16 protein-coding genes are annotated in these 17,045 nt (G+C 63.8%); 15 read left to right on the top strand and 1 reads right to left on the bottom strand.

Annotated features, from left to right (window positions below):
- Positions 1–26 precede the first annotated feature (26 nt).
- The 9 genes from L598_RS15595 (at position 27) to L598_RS15555 (ending at position 9,356) form a co-directional block, all read left to right on the top strand.
- Positions 27–1,100, top strand: coding sequence for a hemolysin family protein (locus L598_RS15595; protein WP_144863982.1), 1,074 nt, complete (start codon positions 27–29; stop codon positions 1,098–1,100).
- Positions 1,101–1,181: 81 nt separating this feature from the next.
- Complete coding sequence (gene lnt / locus L598_RS15590; RefSeq protein WP_144863980.1) at positions 1,182–2,771, top strand: apolipoprotein N-acyltransferase; 1,590 nt, start codon at positions 1,182–1,184, stop codon at positions 2,769–2,771.
- Between the two features lie 110 nt (positions 2,772–2,881).
- The gene (locus L598_RS15585; protein WP_144863978.1) at positions 2,882–3,310 is read left to right on the top strand and encodes a helix-turn-helix transcriptional regulator; all 429 of its coding nucleotides are present in this window, start codon (positions 2,882–2,884) and stop codon (positions 3,308–3,310) included.
- A 168-nt stretch (positions 3,311–3,478) separates the two neighbouring features.
- Positions 3,479–4,750 carry a methionine adenosyltransferase gene (gene metK, locus L598_RS15580; protein WP_144863976.1) on the top strand — a complete coding sequence of 424 codons (1,272 nt, stop codon included), beginning with the start codon at positions 3,479–3,481 and terminating at the stop codon, positions 4,748–4,750.
- 18 nt (positions 4,751–4,768) lie between these two features.
- Positions 4,769–5,467 carry a tRNA (guanine(46)-N(7))-methyltransferase TrmB gene (locus tag L598_RS15575; RefSeq protein ID WP_144863974.1) on the top strand — a complete coding sequence of 233 codons (699 nt, stop codon included), beginning with the start codon at positions 4,769–4,771 and terminating at the stop codon, positions 5,465–5,467.
- 85 nt (positions 5,468–5,552) lie between these two features.
- Positions 5,553–6,218 carry an FAD-binding oxidoreductase gene (locus L598_RS15570; RefSeq protein WP_144863972.1) on the top strand — a complete coding sequence of 222 codons (666 nt, stop codon included), beginning with the start codon at positions 5,553–5,555 and terminating at the stop codon, positions 6,216–6,218.
- A gap of 172 nt (positions 6,219–6,390) precedes the next feature.
- Positions 6,391–7,341 (top strand): tripartite tricarboxylate transporter substrate binding protein, encoded by a 951-nt coding sequence (locus L598_RS15565; protein WP_144863970.1) that lies wholly within the window; start codon positions 6,391–6,393, stop codon positions 7,339–7,341.
- Positions 7,338–7,823, top strand: coding sequence for a tripartite tricarboxylate transporter TctB family protein (locus L598_RS15560; protein WP_144863968.1), 486 nt, complete (start codon positions 7,338–7,340; stop codon positions 7,821–7,823). Before L598_RS15565 ends, L598_RS15560 begins: the two co-directional genes overlap by 4 nt.
- 15 nt (positions 7,824–7,838) lie before the next feature.
- A complete protein-coding gene (locus L598_RS15555) occupies positions 7,839–9,356 on the top strand; it encodes a tripartite tricarboxylate transporter permease (RefSeq protein WP_144863966.1) in 1,518 nt (505 codons plus the stop codon).
- A gap of 131 nt (positions 9,357–9,487) precedes the next feature.
- Here the strand turns inward: L598_RS15555 and L598_RS21480 are convergent, their stop codons facing one another.
- Complete coding sequence (locus L598_RS21480; protein WP_186445062.1) at positions 9,488–9,652, bottom strand: hypothetical protein; 165 nt, start codon at positions 9,650–9,652, stop codon at positions 9,488–9,490.
- A 273-nt stretch (positions 9,653–9,925) separates the two neighbouring features.
- On the opposite strand from L598_RS21480, the gene rimP reads away from it, so the two are divergent.
- From rimP to truB, 6 genes are all read left to right on the top strand, one after another.
- Complete coding sequence (gene rimP / locus L598_RS15550; protein WP_144863964.1) at positions 9,926–10,543, top strand: ribosome maturation factor RimP; 618 nt, start codon at positions 9,926–9,928, stop codon at positions 10,541–10,543.
- A gap of 56 nt (positions 10,544–10,599) precedes the next feature.
- On the top strand, positions 10,600–12,204 hold the full coding sequence (gene nusA / locus L598_RS15545) for a transcription termination factor NusA (RefSeq protein WP_144863962.1): 1,605 nt from the start codon (positions 10,600–10,602) through the stop codon (positions 12,202–12,204).
- A gap of 38 nt (positions 12,205–12,242) precedes the next feature.
- Positions 12,243–12,878 carry an RNA-binding protein gene (locus tag L598_RS15540; RefSeq protein WP_144864140.1) on the top strand — a complete coding sequence of 212 codons (636 nt, stop codon included), beginning with the start codon at positions 12,243–12,245 and terminating at the stop codon, positions 12,876–12,878.
- Entirely contained in the window at positions 12,875–15,442 is a 2,568-nt protein-coding gene (gene infB / locus L598_RS15535) for a translation initiation factor IF-2 (protein ID WP_144863960.1), read from the top strand. The genes L598_RS15540 and infB overlap by 4 nt, the downstream gene beginning before the upstream one ends.
- A 202-nt stretch (positions 15,443–15,644) precedes the next feature.
- Entirely contained in the window at positions 15,645–16,052 is a 408-nt protein-coding gene (rbfA, locus tag L598_RS15530; protein WP_144863958.1) for a 30S ribosome-binding factor RbfA, read from the top strand.
- Positions 16,052–16,984 (top strand): tRNA pseudouridine(55) synthase TruB, encoded by a 933-nt coding sequence (gene truB, locus L598_RS15525; protein WP_144863956.1) that lies wholly within the window; start codon positions 16,052–16,054, stop codon positions 16,982–16,984. Before rbfA ends, truB begins: the two co-directional genes overlap by 1 nt.
- Positions 16,985–17,045: the final 61 nt, after the last annotated feature.

Raw genomic sequence — 17,045 nt, 5'->3', positions numbered from 1 at the left:
TGAGGGTGTCAAACGACCGAAAGACGATGAACGAACATTCCCAGATGGCTGTGGCGGACGCTCCTGCGGTCCAGCCGGCCCAGCCCGAAGAGGGCGAAGAGGGATCGAGTAGATCCTCCGGCGAAATCGAAGGCCGAAGGCGGCTGCGCGAGCGCATTTCGAGCCTGTTCCGATGGCGGAACGGCTCGTCGCTCCGCGAGGACCTGGCCGATGCGCTCGCCGAACAGACAGGCGACACGGCTGCTTTCTCGCCCGGCGAAAGGGCGATGCTCAAGAACATCCTGCGGCTGCGCGAGTTGCGTGTCGAGGACGTCATGGTGCCGCGTGCCGATATCGTGGCGGTCGACCTTTCCACCACGCTTGGCGATCTCCTGGCCGGTTTCGAGCAGTCCGGCCATTCCCGCATGCCGGTCTATGGCGAGACACTGGACGACCCGCGCGGCATGGTCCATATCCGCGACGTGGTCGCCCATATCACGCGTTCGGCAAGGCAGAAGAGGCGCGGCAGCCGCAAGCCGGCCATGGGTGCGCTCGATCTTGGCAATGTCGATCTCTCCCGCAAGATCTCCGACCTCAACCTCGTGCGCCCCATCCTTTTCGTGCCGCCTTCCATGCTGGCTTCCGACCTGATGGCCCGCATGCAGGCCGGCCGCATCCAGATGGCCCTTGTCATCGACGAATATGGCGGCACGGACGGGCTCGTCTCGCTGGAAGACATCGTCGAGATGGTCGTCGGCGATATCGAGGACGAGCATGACGAAGACGAGGTGATGATCAAGCAGGCTGGTGACGGCGTCTTCATCGTCGACGGCAAGGCCGAGATCGAGGAAGTGGCCAAAGTCATCGGCGACGCTTTCAAGGCCGGCGAGCATGCCGAGGACGTGGATACGATCGGCGGCATGATCTTCAACGCGCTCGGCCGCGTGCCGGCGCGCGGCGAAGTGGTGCAGGCCATTCCCGGTTTCGAATTGCAGGTCATGGATGCCGATCCGCGCCGGGTGAAACGCGTGCGCATCGTCCAGAACCGGGCGGGCGAACGCCGGCGTCGGGTTCTCCGTCCGGCGGAGGCCGGAGAGGGCCCGCAATCGGATACTGTCTGACGGCTGCGGGGTTTTGAAGACGCGGCGGGACTGTTAAGAGTCCGCCGTGATTCTCGCTATGCGGACGTCTTGATGGGGGCCATGGGAACTCTGGCAGGCCGGGTGATCCTGCTTCGGGGGTGGAAGCGGGTTCTCGCCGCCTTTTTGGCCGGCGCATTGGCCGCGTTCGCACAGGCCCCTTTCGATTTCCTCGCCGTCTGCTTCATATCCTTCCCGGTTCTCGTCTGGCTGCTCGACGGCGTGGTGAGCACGAATGGCGGCGGCATCATGCGCCGCGCACTGCCTTTCTTCGCGACCGGCTGGTGGTTCGGCTTCGGTTATTTCGTCGCCGGCCTGTGGTGGACGGGGGCAGCGGTCCTGGTGGAGGGCTACGCATTCGCCTGGGCTCTGCCTTTCGCCGTTCTTGGCCTGCCTGCGCTGCTTGCTCTTTTCTACGGATTTGCCTGTTTCGTCGCCTGGTTCTTCTGGAGCGAAGGGATAGGCCGGATATTGGGCCTGGCATTCGCTTTCGGCCTGGCCGAGTGGCTGCGGTCCTTCGTTCTCACCGGTTTTCCATGGAACGCCGTCGGCTATGCGGCCATGCCCATCCCTCTTCTCATGCAATCGGTGAAGATCGTGGGCATGAACGGCATGAACGTGCTTTCGGTCTTCCTGTTTTCGCTCCCCGCATTGCTCGTTTCCCGCAATCATCTGCGCCCTGGATTTGCCTGCGGCCTCGCGCTCGTCCTCCTGCATCTCGGCTACGGCTATGCAAGCCTTGCCGCCGCGCCGCCGGCCGAGCGCATGCTGCCGGTGCGGATCGTGCAACCCTCCATCGAACAGTCCGAGAAGTGGGACGAAGATATACGTGACAGCATCTTTAAGACGTATCTCGATCTTTCCTCCGAGCCGACGAGCGAAGGTCGGGCCAGCCCTCGGCTGATCATCTGGCCCGAAACGGCCGTTCCATTCCTTTTCACCGACAGACCGGACGCGCTGGTGGCTGTCGGCGAGGTGATCAAGGATGGCCAGATGCTGTTTGCCGGCGCGGTCCGTTCGGAGGCGCCTGCGACCAGCGGCGGCCAGACGCGCTATTACAATGCGGTCGTCGCGATCAACTCCGCTGGAGAGATCGTGGATGCGGTGGACAAGGTGCATCTCGTCCCGTTCGGGGAATATGTGCCTCTGGGCGGCCTGCTGAGAAAGCTCGGCATCACGGAGCTTGTGGAAAGCGTGGGACCGTTTTCGCCCGGCAGCCTGCGCAGCACGCTTATCCTGGACGATGGCATTCGCGCCTTGCCTTTCATCTGCTACGAGATCATCTTTCCCGATCTGGTGCTCGCGGATGCCGCGGGAGCTGATTTCATCCTGAACCTGACGAATGATGCCTGGTTCGGCGACACGCCGGGGCCTTACCAGCATTTCCGGCAGGCACGGATCCGGGCAGTCGAGGCCGGGCTGCCGCTGGTGCGGGCGGCCAATAACGGGATATCGGCGGTGGTCGACCCCCATGGGCGTATTGTGAACGCTTTTGCCCTCAATGCTTACGGAGTTCTGGACGCCGACGTGCCGCTCGGCCCTGCCGGAGGACCGAGCATTGGTAAGCCAGGTGTTAACGGTTTCATGTTATTGGCACTTTTCGGAATTTCAGCCTTGATCGTCAGCGTCCGGTACCGCTTCAAGTCGAATTGACACCGGAACTTTCCGGCAGACATAGTGAAACGCCGACCTTCGACCGCAATGCCTGCCATAAAGGTATGCGCGCGGCCATTAACGAGCCGGCACCGAACGGCGAGGGAAAAATGAGAGAAAACAAGAAGAAGCCGAATCCCATAGACGTCCATGTGGGCGGCCGGATTCGTTTGCGCCGTAACATGCTGGGAATGAGTCAGGAGAAGCTGGGAGAAGCTCTCGGCATCACGTTTCAGCAGATCCAGAAATACGAGAAGGGCACCAACAGGGTCGGCGCCAGCCGGCTGCAGGCGATCTCCTCCATCCTGAACGCACCGGTCTCCTTCTTCTTCGAAGGCGCGCCCGGACAGGAAGAAGGCAGTCCCGCAACCGGCATGGCGGAAGAGGCTTCAGCGAACTATGTCGTTGACTTCCTCAATACCGGCGAAGGGATGCAGCTGAACCGGGCCTTTGTCCGCATTCAGGACCCGAAGGTGCGGCGCAAGGTCATCGATCTGGTGAAGGCGTTGGCCTCTGAGGAAGAAGACTCAAGTTCCTGACGGGCCCGACCGGTACACACCGTGTGCTTTTGGCTGGAGCGGAAAACTATTTCACATCCGCGACTTCCTGCCTGCTACTGCGCGCTTGACGAATTCCATCCGGCTTGGCTAACAGGGTTCCGGCTTACGCCGGCATGATGCCGGCTTTTCTTTCGAGAGGGGACACCCGTGTCGCGCCGCGATTATCTCTTTACAAGTGAATCCGTATCCGAAGGGCATCCGGACAAGGTCTGTGACCGCATCTCGGACGAGATTGTCGATCTCGTCTATCGAGAGGCAAGGAAATCCGGGATGGATCCCTGGAAGGTCCGTGTCGCATGCGAAACGCTGGCGACTACAAACCGCGTCGTCATAGCAGGCGAGGTTCGCGTTCCCGACAGCCTGCTCAAGAAGGACAAGAACGGCAATGTGGTGACGGACAGCCGCGGCCATCCGCTGGTCAATCCGTCGAAATTCAAATCCGCGGCCCGTCGCGCCATCCGCTCCATCGGCTATGAGCAGGACGGCTTTCACTGGAAGACGGTCAAGATCGACGTGCTTCTGCACGGCCAGTCGCCGGATATCGGCCAGGGCGTCGACAATGCGGCCGATCGGCAGGGCGAGGAAGGAGCGGGCGACCAGGGCATCATGTTCGGCTATGCCTGCCGCGAAACCCCGGACCTCATGCCGGCCCCGATCTACTATTCGCACAAGATACTCGAACTGCTCGCCGCCGCCCGCAAGAATGGCGGTGGCGATGTCGCCAGGCTTGGCCCCGACGCCAAGAGCCAGGTGACGGTGCGCTATGTCGATGGACGTCCGTCCGAAGTCACCTCGATCGTGCTCTCGACGCAGCATGTCGATTCCGGCTGGGACAACAAGAAAGTGCGCCAGGTGGTCGAGCCCTATATCCGCGAGGCGCTCAATTCCGGCGGCATCACGATCGCCGACGATTGCGCCTGGTATATCAACCCGACCGGCAAGTTCGTCATAGGCGGTCCGGACGGCGACGCGGGCCTTACCGGCCGCAAGATCATCGTCGACACCTATGGCGGCGCAGCGCCGCACGGCGGCGGTGCCTTCTCCGGGAAGGACACCACCAAGGTCGACCGCTCCGCGGCCTATGCCGCCCGCTATCTGGCGAAGAATGTCGTGGCCGCGAAGCTTGCCGATCGCTGCACCATCCAGCTTTCCTATGCGATCGGCGTGGCGCAGCCGCTATCGATCTATGTCGATCTCCACGGAACCGGCAAGGTATCCGAGGAGCAGGTGGAAAAGGCGATCCGCAAGGTGATGGATCTTTCTCCGTCCGGCATTCGCAGGCACCTCGACCTCAACAAGCCGATCTATGCCAAGACGGCGGCTTACGGCCATTTCGGCCGCAAGGCGAGCCGCGACGGCTCCTTCTCCTGGGAACGGACCGATCTGGCAAAGGCTCTGAAGGAAGCGGTCGCATCCTGAGGCGGCCGCAACGGGAAAATGGCTGAAGAACGACGGCGCAGGGCCACCGAGGCGTTTTTCGGCCGCCGGCGAGGCAAGGCCCTGCGGCCGCAACAGTCGGCCGCGCTGGCCTCGCTTTTGCCGTCTTACCTAATTGATCCAGGTCGGTCCCCGCCGACGCCTCTGTCGGATCTGTTTGTTGATCGCGTAACAGAAATCCGTCTGGAAATCGGATTTGGCGGAGGCGAGCACCTCCTGCACGAGGCGCGGTGTCACCCCGATACGGGCTTCATCGGCGTCGAGCCCTTCGTGAACGGCATGGCAAAGCTGATGGCCGCTCTGGAAAGCACGCCCGCCGGCAATATCCGTGTCTATAACGACGATGCGACACGCCTGCTCGACTGGCTTCCGGAGGCTTCGATCACGCAGATCGACCTTCTGTATCCCGATCCCTGGCCGAAGAAGAAGCATTGGAAGCGCCGCTTCGTGAACCGGTCCAATCTCGATCGTTTCGCCCGGGTTCTCCGCCCCGAAGGCACCTTCCGTTTCGCCTCCGATATCGACACCTATGTCAACTGGACGCTGCTGCAATGCGACAGGCATCCGGCATTCGAATGGCAGGTGGCAAGCGCCGATGACTGGCGGCAACCCTATGAGGGTTGGCCGGGGACGCGCTACGAGGCAAAGGCGATGCGCGAAGGCCGGGTGCCGGCATATCTGACCTTCAGGCGCGTCTGACGCGGGAACCAGACTGCGATTTGCGGTATAACTGGTAAAGGTGACGGCGACCGGCACCTCGTCAGGCCATCAGGAGGACAGCAGAATGGCACACAGGGTCCGGATACTCGAAACCGGCGAGGTGACGCATAATGTGCGCCGCTTCAAATTCGAGCGGCCGGCCGGGTTCAAATTCGAGCCGGGCCAGGCGACTGAGGTTGCGATCGACCGCGACGGCTGGCGTGAGGAGAAGCGCCCGTTCACCTTCACCGGGCTCAGGGACTGGGATCACCTCGAATTCACCATCAAGATCTATTCCGGCCATAACGGCGTGACCAACCAGCTCGCCGGCCTCAAGGCCGGCGACGCGCTGCTCATCGACGATCCCTGGGGAACCATCCGCTACAAGGGCAAGGGCACCTTCATCGCCGGCGGCGCCGGCGTGACGCCCTTCATCGCGATCCTGCGCGACCTGGCCGACAGGGATGAGATCGCCGGCCACCGGCTGATCTTCTCCAACAGGACGGAACGCGACATCATCATGCGCGACACCTGGGAGCGGATGGACGGGCTGGATTGCCTTTTCGTGGTGACCGATGAGCCCGGCAGCAGCCTGTCCGGCGGCCGCATCGACCGGGATTTCCTGCGGCGGGGAGTGAGTGATTTCGGCCAGAACTTCTACGTCTGCGGACCGGACAGGATGGTCGAGGATGTCAACGCCGCCCTGGAGGAGCTGGGCGCCGAGCCCGACGCGCTGGTGTTCGAGAAATAGGAAGCGACGCCCGCTTCATGGCCGCCACCGGCAACATTGACAAGTCGCCGGCGCCAGCGAATAAGTGGCGCAGGCGCCAGGGGGAGCTTCGTGGGGCCGCCGCGGACGCGGCAACGCGCCGCGGAACTTCCGTCTGTACGCACCGGCAGCGGAGGGAAAAGAGGAGGAATCCATGCGCAGACTGTTCTTCGCCGCCCTTGCCGTTGGCGGCATTGCCCTTTCGACCCAGGCCTTTGCGGCCGACTACAAGATCATGGCGCCGGCCGCCCCCGGCGGCGGCTGGGACCAAACCGCCCGCACCATGCAGGCCGCGCTGCAGGACGAAGGCATCTCCGGCAACGTGCAGGTGACGAACGTGCCCGGCGCCGGCGGCACGATCGGGATCGCCCAGTTCGTAAACAGCACCAATGGCGATCCCAGCCAGCTCATGGTCGGCGGCTATGTCATGGTCGGCGCCATCCTCACCAACAATTCGCCTGTCACGCTCGATCAGGTGACGCCGATCGCAAGGCTGACCGGCGAATATGAGGCGATCGTGGTGCCCGCCTCGTCCGACATCCAGGACATGGCCGGCCTGATCGAGAAGCTGAAGGCCGATCCCGGAGCGGTTTCCTGGGGCGGCGGCTCCGCCGGCGGCACCGACCACATCACTGCCGGGCTCATCGCCAAGGCGGTCGGCGTCGACCCGACCAAGGTCAATTACGTCGCCTTCTCGGGCGGCGGCGAGGCACTTGCCGCGATCCTGGGCGGGCAGGTGACGGTGGGCATTTCGGGGTATGGCGAGTTCGCCTCGCAGATAGAGGCCGGCCAGCTCCGCATCATCGGCATTTCGAGCGACGAGCGGGTCGAGGGCATCGACGCGCCGACCTTCAAGGAAGCGGGCGTCGACGTCGCCATACAGAACTGGCGTTCGGTCTCCGCCGCTCCCGGCATCAGCGCCGAGCAGGAGGCCGCCATCGGCGAGGACATCCGCAAGATGGTCGAATCGAAGTCGTGGCAGGACGCGCTCGCCAAGAACGGCTGGGCCGACACCTATCTCGCCGGTGACGAGTTCAAGGCGCAGCTTGCCGAGGACATCGAGGCGACCGCGGCCATTCTGAAAGACATCGGCCTCGTCAAATGAGCCTGCCGCACGAGCAGGACGGCCGGCGCCGCCCCGACCGGGCGGGGCTGGTCATCGCGGCCGGGCTGGCGGTGCTGGCCGCGGTCATCTTCTGGGATGCGCAGCGGCTCGGCGGCGTGGCGACTTATGCCCGCATCGGCCCGAAGACCATGCCGATGGTCATCGGTATCTGCCTGGCGGCACTTGCCGTCTGGACGGCGATCGAGGCCTGGCGCGGCGATTTCCCGGAACGCGAGCGGCAGAACCTGCCGCCGCTCGTCTGGGTCGTCGGCGGGCTCGCAGCCCAGATGCTGCTTCTGAAGGCGGCTGGCTTCTCCATTGCCACCGGGCTGCTGTTCGCCGCCACCGCCCGGGCTTTCGGCAAGGGGCCGCTCTGGAAGACGGTCCCGATCGGGATTCTGCTCGCCTTCGTCGTCTGGTTCGTCTTCGCCAAGGGGCTGCAGCTCTCGCTGCCTCCAGGTCCGATCGAACGGCTGATCTGAGCGGGGGCCGGACGCGTGGACACTTTTTCGCTACTGGCCCAGGGCCTGCTCACCGCCTTCGAGCCGGCGAACCTGCTCTACGCGCTGATCGGCGTCACGCTCGGCACCGCCGTCGGCGTCCTGCCCGGCATCGGCCCGGCGCTCACGGTGGCGTTGCTGCTGCCTGTCACCTACAAGCTCGATCCCGCCGGTTCGCTCATCATGTTTGCCGGCATCTATTACGGCGGCATGTATGGTGGCTCGACCACCTCGATCCTGCTGAACACGCCGGGCGAGAGCGCTTCCGTCGTCACCGCGCTCGAGGGCAACAAGATGGCGCGAGCCGGCCGCGGCGGCCCCGCGCTGGCGACCGCCGCCATCGGCTCCTTCGTCGCCGGCCTGATCGCCACGCTGGGCCTTGCCTTCATCGCGCCCTGGGTTGTCAGCTTCGCGCTCTCCTTTGGCCCCGCCGACTATTTCGCGCTGATGGTGCTCGCCTTCATGACCGTTTCGGCCGCTTTCGGCGAATCGACGCTGCGCGGGCTGACCGCGCTCTTCGTCGGCCTCGCGCTCGGCCTCGTCGGTATCGACTTGCAGACCGGGCAGGCGCGGCTCGCCTTCGGCGTTCCGGACCTGCTGGACGGCATCGAGGTGACCACGCTGGCCGTGGCGCTCTTTGCCATAGGCGAGACGCTTTCCGTCGTCTGCTCGCCCTCGCGTGCGGTCGAGAAGGTCGAGGCGGTGAAGGGCTCGGTGATGATGACGCTCGCAGACTGGCGGCGCTCCTGGAAGCCGTGGCTGCGCGGCACGGCGATCGGCTTCCCGATCGGCGCCATGCCGGCAGGCGGCGCCGATATTGCGAGCTTCCTCTCCTATTCGGCGGAGCGGAGCTTCGCCAGCCGGCCGGAGGAGTTCGGCACCGGGGCCATCGAGGGGGTGGCGGGCCCGGAGGCCGCCAACAACGCATCTGCCGCCGGCACGCTCGTGCCGCTGCTGACGCTCGGCCTGCCGACGACGGCGACCGCCGCCATCATGCTGGCCGGCTTCCAGCAGTTCGGACTGCAGCCCGGGCCGCTGCTCTTCGCGACCAATGCGCCGCTGGTCTGGGGGCTGATCGCCAGCCTGCTGGTGGCGAACCTGATGCTGCTGGTGCTCAACCTGCCCCTGATCGGGTTGTGGGTGCGGCTCCTCACCATCCCCACCCACTGGCTCTATCCCGGCATCCTCGTTTTCGCCACGCTGGGCACGATCGGCGCCAATCCGTCTTCCTTCGAGCTGGGCATCCTGCTCGTCTTCGGCCTTATGGGCTACGGCATGCGCCGCTTCGGCTATCCGCTGGCGCCGGTCGTGGTGGGGCTGATCCTTGGCCCGATGGCGGAGCAGCAGCTTCGCCGCGCGCTCGCCATAAGCCAGGGCGATCCCGTCGTGCTGGTGCAGTCGCCGATCTCGGTCGTGCTTCTGCTGCTGGCCGCCGCGGCAGTGATCCTGCCGCTCGTGCTGCGCGCCCGCGGACGCGGCAAGGTGCTGGCGCAGCTTGCAGGCGATGAGGACTGAGCGGTCCGCGACCGCATCGCATCGGAAAAGGAAAAAGGCGGATGACGTTTCGCGTCATCCGCCAGTCGTCACTGCCACGGTGCGTTGCCCGAGGGGCAGGGAGCGCGCGGGCAACCGCGACCGGTCAGACCTCAGTAGCTTGAAATCTTGGGGAACTGCTCCGGATCGATGCCGAGCCGCCGCAGCGTCTGCGCGTCCGGCTGACGGTGCGCGCGAACGGCGGCGGCGGCCGCGATCGCATCACCCATGAGCGAAAAGACCATGCCCAAGGTGCTGCGTTTCATGATGCGGGGCATTTGACTTTCCTTTGTATTGTGCATTGCACAATAGATATGATGCGAGTGCAAAAAGCGGGAGTAGCAAATCGGCAGGGCTGCCATGCCACGCTTGCATGGGTGGCGCCCTGAAGACGCCTTCAAGGAAGGCGACGTCGAGGCTGTGCCTCATCCTGCTTGCATTTGCGTCCTGTCGCGACTATATCAGTTTCAAATTCTTGGTCGTTATGGCGAAGAGTGGGTCCGACCGGTCCCGCTCTTTTTTGTTAGCCGACGGCCCTGTCTGGAGTGTCGATGACCGAAACTGCGCAGAATGCACCCCTCGACGAGGAGCGTATTGTCCGCGAAAGCGGCATGGATGCGCGTGTGGCTGCGATCGTGGAGCCGGTGTTGCGCACCGTAGGGTATCGTCTCGTACGGGTGCGACTTACGTCCCAGAACGGCCAGACGCTGCAGATCATGGCCGAGCGCCCCGACGGCACGATGACCGTAGAGGATTGCGAGGAAGCCAGCAAGGCCGTTTCACCGGTGCTGGATGTCGAGGACCCGATCGACGGGGCCTACAATCTCGAGATTTCCTCGCCCGGTATCGACCGGCCGCTGGTGCGCAGGTCGGACTTCGTGGCTGCGGTCGGCCATCTGGTGAAGCTGGAGACGGCGATTCTCGTCGCCGGGCGCAAGCGCTTTCGCGGTCGTGTCACGACCGTCAGCGATGATGGCTTCGCCATCCTACGGGATCAGCCCGCCTATGGCGAGGAACCGAACGTGTCCATTCCGTTCGATGCTGTGGCCGAGGCCAGGCTGGTGCTGACGGACGAACTGATCCGTGAGGCGCTGAAGAAGGACAAGAAAGCGCGTCGCGAATGGAAGAAGGGCGATGGTGCCGCCGACGACGCCCAGGATGAACACTGAACAGAAATGCACAGCCCGGCGCGCCGGAAACGCGCCGCTTGCCCAGGGAGAATGAAATGGCAGTCAGTGCAAACAGGCTAGAGCTTTTGCAGATCGCCGATGCGGTGGCACGCGAGAAGGCGATCGACAAGAAGATCGTGCTCGCCGCCATGGCCGACGCAATCCAGAAGGCGGCGCGCTCGCGCTACGGCCAGGAGACCAATATCCGCGCCGACATCAATCCGAATACCGGCGAGATGAAGCTGCAGCGGCTGATGGAAGTGGTGGAGGAGGTCGAGGAACCTGCCCGTCAGATTTCCATGGCCGAGGCGCGCGAGCGCAATCCCGATGCGGAAATCGGCGATTTCATCGCCGAGCAGCTTCCGCCGATGGATTTCGGCCGCATCGCCGCCCAGTCGGCCAAGCAGGTCATCGTGCAGAAGGTGCGCGAGGCCGAGCGTGACCGTCAGTACGAGGAATACAAGGACCGTATCGGCGAGATCGTGAACGGCACGGTCAAGCGCGTCGAATATGGCAATGTCATCGTCGATCTCGGCCGTGGCGAAGCTATCATCCGTCGTGACGAGCTGATCCCGCGCGAAAACTTCAAATATGGCGATCGCGTCCGTGCCTATGTCTATGACGTGCGGCGCGAGCAGCGCGGCCCGCAGATATTCCTGTCGCGCACGCATCCGCAGTTCATGGCCAAGCTCTTCACCATGGAAGTGCCGGAGATCTATGACGGCATCATCGAGATACGCTCGGTTGCCCGCGATCCGGGTTCGAGGGCCAAGATCGCCGTCATCAGCCACGATTCCTCGATCGATCCGGTCGGCGCCTGCGTCGGCATGCGCGGCAGCCGCGTCCAGGCCGTCGTGGGCGAACTCCAGGGCGAAAAGATCGACATCATCCCGTGGAACGAGAATGCCGCTTCCTTCATCGTCAATGCCCTGCAGCCTGCCGAAGTGGCCAAGGTGGTCCTCGATGAGGAGGCCGAGCGCATTGAAGTCGTGGTTCCGGACGACCAGCTTTCGCTGGCAATCGGACGCCGCGGCCAGAATGTCCGCCTTGCTTCGCAGCTTACCGGCTGGGACATCGATATCCTGACCGAAGAAGAGGAATCGCAGCGCCGTCAGAAGGAATTCACCGAGCGCTCCACCCTCTTCATGGAGGCGCTCAACGTCGACGAGATGGTCGGCCAGGTGCTTGCCTCGGAAGGCTTCACCAGCGTTGAGGAAGTCGCTTATGTCGATCTGGACGAAATCTCCTCGATCGATGGTTTCGACGAGGATACGGCGACCGAAATCCAGACCCGCGCCCGCGAATATCTCGAGCGGATCGAGGCCGAGCATGAAGCCAGGCGCAAGGAACTGGGCGTCGCGGACGAGTTGCGCGAAATCCCGGGCATCACCACGGCCATGATGGTGAAACTTGGCGAAGACGGCGTGAAGACGGTGGAAGACTTCGCCGGCTATGCCGCCGACGACCTTGTCGGCTGGAAGGAGCGCAAGGACGGGGAGACGAAGTTCTTCACCGGCGTTCTTTCGGACTTCGACGTCTCGCGCGCCGATGCAGAGCAGATGGTGGTCGCCGCGCGGCTCAAGGCCGGCTGGATCTCCGAAGAAGACCTGGCCGCCGAGGAGGCCGGCGACGAGGAAGCCGCCGAGACCGCGGAAGCCTGAGATGGTTGCCGTGCCGGCAGGGGTTGCCCTTGAACGAGATGAACGACCGCACATGCATAGTTACACGCCGGGCAATGGCGCCGGAGGATCTCATCCGGTTCGTTGCCGGCCCGGACGGCTCGGTCGTTCCTGATCTCAAGGGAAATCTGCCTGGCCGGGGCTGTTGGGTTACGGCTGATCGTTCCCATATAGACAAGGCGGTGGCGAAGAATCTCTTCGCCCGCGCCCTGCGCGCGCCGGTCAGCGTGCCGAAGGATCTCGGCGCGACGGTCGATAATTTGCTCGCAAGGTCGGCGCTTGGTGCGCTTGGCCTTGCGCGAAAGGCCGGTGCCGTGGCATTGGGTTCTGCCAAGGTCGAAACTGCGGTCCGAAGCGGCAGGGCGGCGGCCGTTCTGCATGCGATCGAGGCGTCGCCGGACGGCATCCGCAAGATTGCGGCTGCCCGTCGCGCCACCGTCCATCTCGGTGGCCCGGACATACCGGCCTACAAACTCTTCTCCGAGGCGGATTTGAGTTTGGCATTGGGCGGCACAAATGTGATACATGCTGCCTTGCTCGAGCGGGATGCCGGCATGGCGGCGCTTAAGCGTATGGTAGCGCTTGACCGTTATCGGGGCGGTTCCCCGGATGACCGGCTCACGGTTGCGGCGCATGCCGCAGAGGATACGGAATGACTGATACGAAGACTGGTGACGACAAGACGCTGAGCGTCAACACGAAGAAGACGCTGACGCTGAAGCGGCCCGGCCTGGAGCAGGGCACGGTGCGTCAGAACTTCGCGCATGGGCGCACGAAATCTGTCGTCGTCGAGACGAAGAAGCGGAAATTCTCGCGCCCGGACGAGCGGAGCGATGCCGGTGTGGCBGCCCAGGTGTTCAAGCCGAAGCCGCAACCACAGGCCGCGCCCGCGACAACACCACCGCGGCCGGCGCCTGCGCCTGAGCGGCCCAGCGTGGAGCGCTCCGGCGTCGTTCTGAACGAGCTTTCCAGCGAGGAAATGGACGCCCGTCGCCGGGCGCTGCAGGATTCCAAGGTTCGCGAAGCCGAAGAGCGCAAGCGCGCCGCCGAGGAAGCCAGGATCCGCGCCGAGGAAGAGGAGCGCCGCCATCGCGAGCGCGAGGAATCCGCCCGCCGTCAGGCCGAGGAGGAAGCGCGCCTCAAGACCGAAGCCGAGGCGCGCAGCCGGGCCGAGGAAGAGGCGCGCCGCCGCGCGCCGGTCGTGGAGCCGGTTGTCAGCGGCGATGACGAGGAGGAAGAAGATCGCAGCCGCGGAGCTGCGGCGAAGCGGGGGGTTCCGGCAAAACCTGAAGTGCCGCGCCCGACCCGTCCGAAGGGCGAGGAGGAGCGCCGCCGTGGCAAGCTCACCCTCAATTCCGCGCTTTCGGAGGATGGCGATTCCCGTGGCCGTTCCCTGTCCTCGATGCGCCGCCGCCAGGAGAAGTTCAAGCGGGCGATGCATCAGGAGCCGCGCGAGAAGATTTCGCGCGAGGTGATTCTACCGGAGACCATCACGGTTCAGGAACTCGCACAGCGCATGGCCGAGCGCTCCGTCGACCTGATCAAATATTTCATGAAACAGGGCCAGATGCTGAAGCCCGGCGACGTCATCGACGCCGACACGGCCGAGCTCGTCGCAGCCGAATTCGGCCACACGGTCAAGCGCGTTGCCGAATCGGATGTCGAAGGCAATCTCTTCAATATCGAGGACAGGCCCGAGGACATGAAGCCGCGCTCGCCGGTAGTCACCATCATGGGCCATGTCGATCACGGCAAGACCTCGCTGCTCGACGCGATCCGCCATGCCAATGTCGTGGCCGGCGAGGCCGGCGGCATCACGCAGCATATCGGCGCCTATCAGGTCGAGCAGAACGGCCAGAAGATCACCTTCATCGATACGCCCGGCCACGCGGCATTCACCGCCATGCGTGCCCGCGGCGCGCAAGCGACCGACATTGCCGTTCTGGTAGTGGCGGCGGATGACAGCGTCATGCCGCAGACGGTGGAATCGATCAATCACGCCAAGGCGGCGGGAGTCCCGATCATCGTCGCGATCAACAAGATCGACAAGCCGGAAGCCAATCCGCAAAAGGTTCGCACCGAACTCCTCCAGCATGAGGTGTTCGTCGAATCCATGGGCGGCGACGTGCTTGACGTCGAGGTGTCCGCCACCAAGGGCACCAATCTCGACAAGCTCCTGGAGGCCATCCTGCTGCAGGCGGAAATTCTGGAGCTCAAGGCCAATCCGGATCGCACTGCCGAGGGCGTGGTTGTCGAAGCCAAGCTCGACCGTGGCCGCGGCCCGGTGGCGACCGTTCTCGTCCAGGCCGGCACGCTGCATCCGGGCGATATCATCGTCGCCGGCAACGAATGGGGCCGCGTGCGCGCCCTGATCAACGAGCGTGGCGAGCAGATGAAGGAGGCGCCGCCTTCGACGCCGGTCGAGATACTGGGTCTTCAGGGAACGCCGCAGGCCGGTGACCGGTTTGCCGTTGCCGAGAACGAGGCCCGCGCCCGCGAGATTTCCGAATACCGGCAGCGCCTGGCGCGTGAAAAGGCGGTCGCGAAACAGGCCGGCCAGCGCGGCTCTCTGGAGCAGATGATGTCGCAACTCCAGACCTCGGGTCTGAAGGAGTTCCCGCTCATCATCAAGGGTGACGTGCAGGGTTCCATCGAGGCGATCATCAGCGCCCTCGACAAGCTGGGCACGGACGAGGTGCGGGCCCGTGTCGTCCACTCCGGCGCAGGCGCTATCACCGAAAGCGATGTTTCGCTCGCCGAAACCTCGCAGGCGGCCATCATCGGCTTCAATGTACGCGCCAATAAGCAGGCCCGCGATGCGGCCGAACAGGCAGGCATCGAAATCCGCTACTACAATATCATCTACGATCTCGTGGATGACATCAAAGCCGCGATGTCCGGTCTCCTGTCGCCAGAGCGTCGCGAGACCTTCCTCGGCAATGCGGAAATCCTGGAAGTCTTCAACATCACGAAGGTCGGCAAGGTTGCCGGCTGCCGCGTGACCGAAGGCAAGGTGGAGCGCGGCGCCGGTGTGCGCCTGATCCGCGACAATGTCGTCATCCACGAAGGCAAGCTGAAAACCCTCAAGCGTTTCAAGGACGAGGTGGCCGAGGTTCCTGCCGGTCAGGAATGCGGCATGGCCTTCGAAAACTACGAGGATATCAGGGTCGGTGACATCATCGAGGCCTTCCGTGTGGAGCATGTGACCCGCACGCTTTGAGCAGGCCTTGCGAGAATGATCCTGCCGGCCGGGAACACTTCCGGCCGGTTTCGTTTAGGGGCCGGGAAGCGATGCTGAAGTGAAGTCGGAGGTTTCCGACCTGCATTGGAAATGACTGGCATAGGCTGGAAGATGAGGTTCGTGACCGATGCGGTCCCCGCGAGAACGGGGCCGCCGAGCCTCGTGGTCGAAAGAGTAAAGGATGAGTGATCGAGGAAAAGGTCCGTCGCAGCGCCAGTTGCGGGTTGGCGAGCAGGCGCGGCACGCGCTGGCCGAGCTGCTCCAGCGCGGCGAGGTGCGTGACGAGGTCATCGAAAAGACGGTCATCTCCGTTTCGGAAGTGCGTATGTCGCCCGATCTTAAGATAGCCACCGCCTTTGTGTCGCCGCTCGGCGATGTGGACGGGCAGGCTGTGGTCGATGCCCTGAACAGGAATGCGAGATTTATCCGCGGCCGGGTTAGCCAAGCATTGCGTCAGATGAAGTACATGCCGGAATTCCGTTTCCGCCTCGACACCAGCTACGAGAATTTTGCCAGGATCGATCGGCTCCTGAAGTCGCCGGAAGTGGCGCGGGATCTGAGCGGGAACGGTGAAGGAGACGGCGAATAATGGCATGGCGCGGCAAGAAGAGGGGCCGTCCCGTTTCGGGCTGGCTGGTGCTGGACAAGCCGGCGGGCATGGGCTCCACCGAGGCTGTCTCGAAGGTGAAATGGCTCTTCAAGGCTGACAAGGCCGGTCATGCCGGCACGCTGGACCCGCTCGCCTCCGGCATGCTTCCGATCGCGCTAGGAGAGGCGACGAAAACGGTTCCCTATGTCATGGATGGAGCCAAGATCTACCGCTTCACCGTCGCCTGGGGAGAGGAACGCAACACGGACGACCTGGAGGGGGAAGTGACGGAAACCTCTGCCGACAGGCCATCCGAACAGGCCATCCGAAAACTTTTGCCACGATATACCGGTCTCATAATGCAGACCCCGCCGCAATTCTCCGCGATCAAGATCGGCGGCGAGCGTGCCTATGACCTGGCACGGGATGGGGAAACGGTGGAGATCGCCGCACGCGAGGTCGAGATCGGCCGTCTCGACCTGGTCGAGATCCCCGATGAAAACCATGCCATTTTCGAGGTGGAATGCGGCAAAGGGACTTATGTAAGGTCGCTGGCGCGCGACATGGGGCGCGATCTCGGCTGCTACGGCCATATTTCCGAATTGCGGCGTGTCGAGGTCTATCCTTTCGGCACCGACGACCTGGTGACGATGGAGGATCTGCTTGCGGCGGCCGAGGAGACGGCGGAGCAGGATTTTCGCGCCCTTGACCAGTTGCTGATCGATACGGCGGCGGCGCTTGATTGTCTGCCGGAGGTCCGGGTCAGCGACGATGCGGCGACGCGGCTGCGTCTTGGCAACCCGGTCATCATCCGTGGTCGCGACGCTCCTGTCGACGCCCCGGAAGCCTGGGCCAGCGCCCATGGACGGCTGGTTGCGATCGGTATCGTGGAAGCCGGCATGTTCAAACCGAAGCGGGTTTTTGCGGGATAGCTGACGGTGGATCTTCCGCAGGACCCAACAAACATCTTGCCCTGCCGGTCATGGCACGGAT

Source organism: Mesorhizobium sp. J18, assembly GCF_007829525.1.
Taxonomy (GTDB): Bacteria; Pseudomonadota; Alphaproteobacteria; order Rhizobiales; family Rhizobiaceae; genus VLJP01.
Note: the sequence above shows the minus strand (reverse complement) of the source record. Positions and strands in the feature narration are given on the sequence as shown.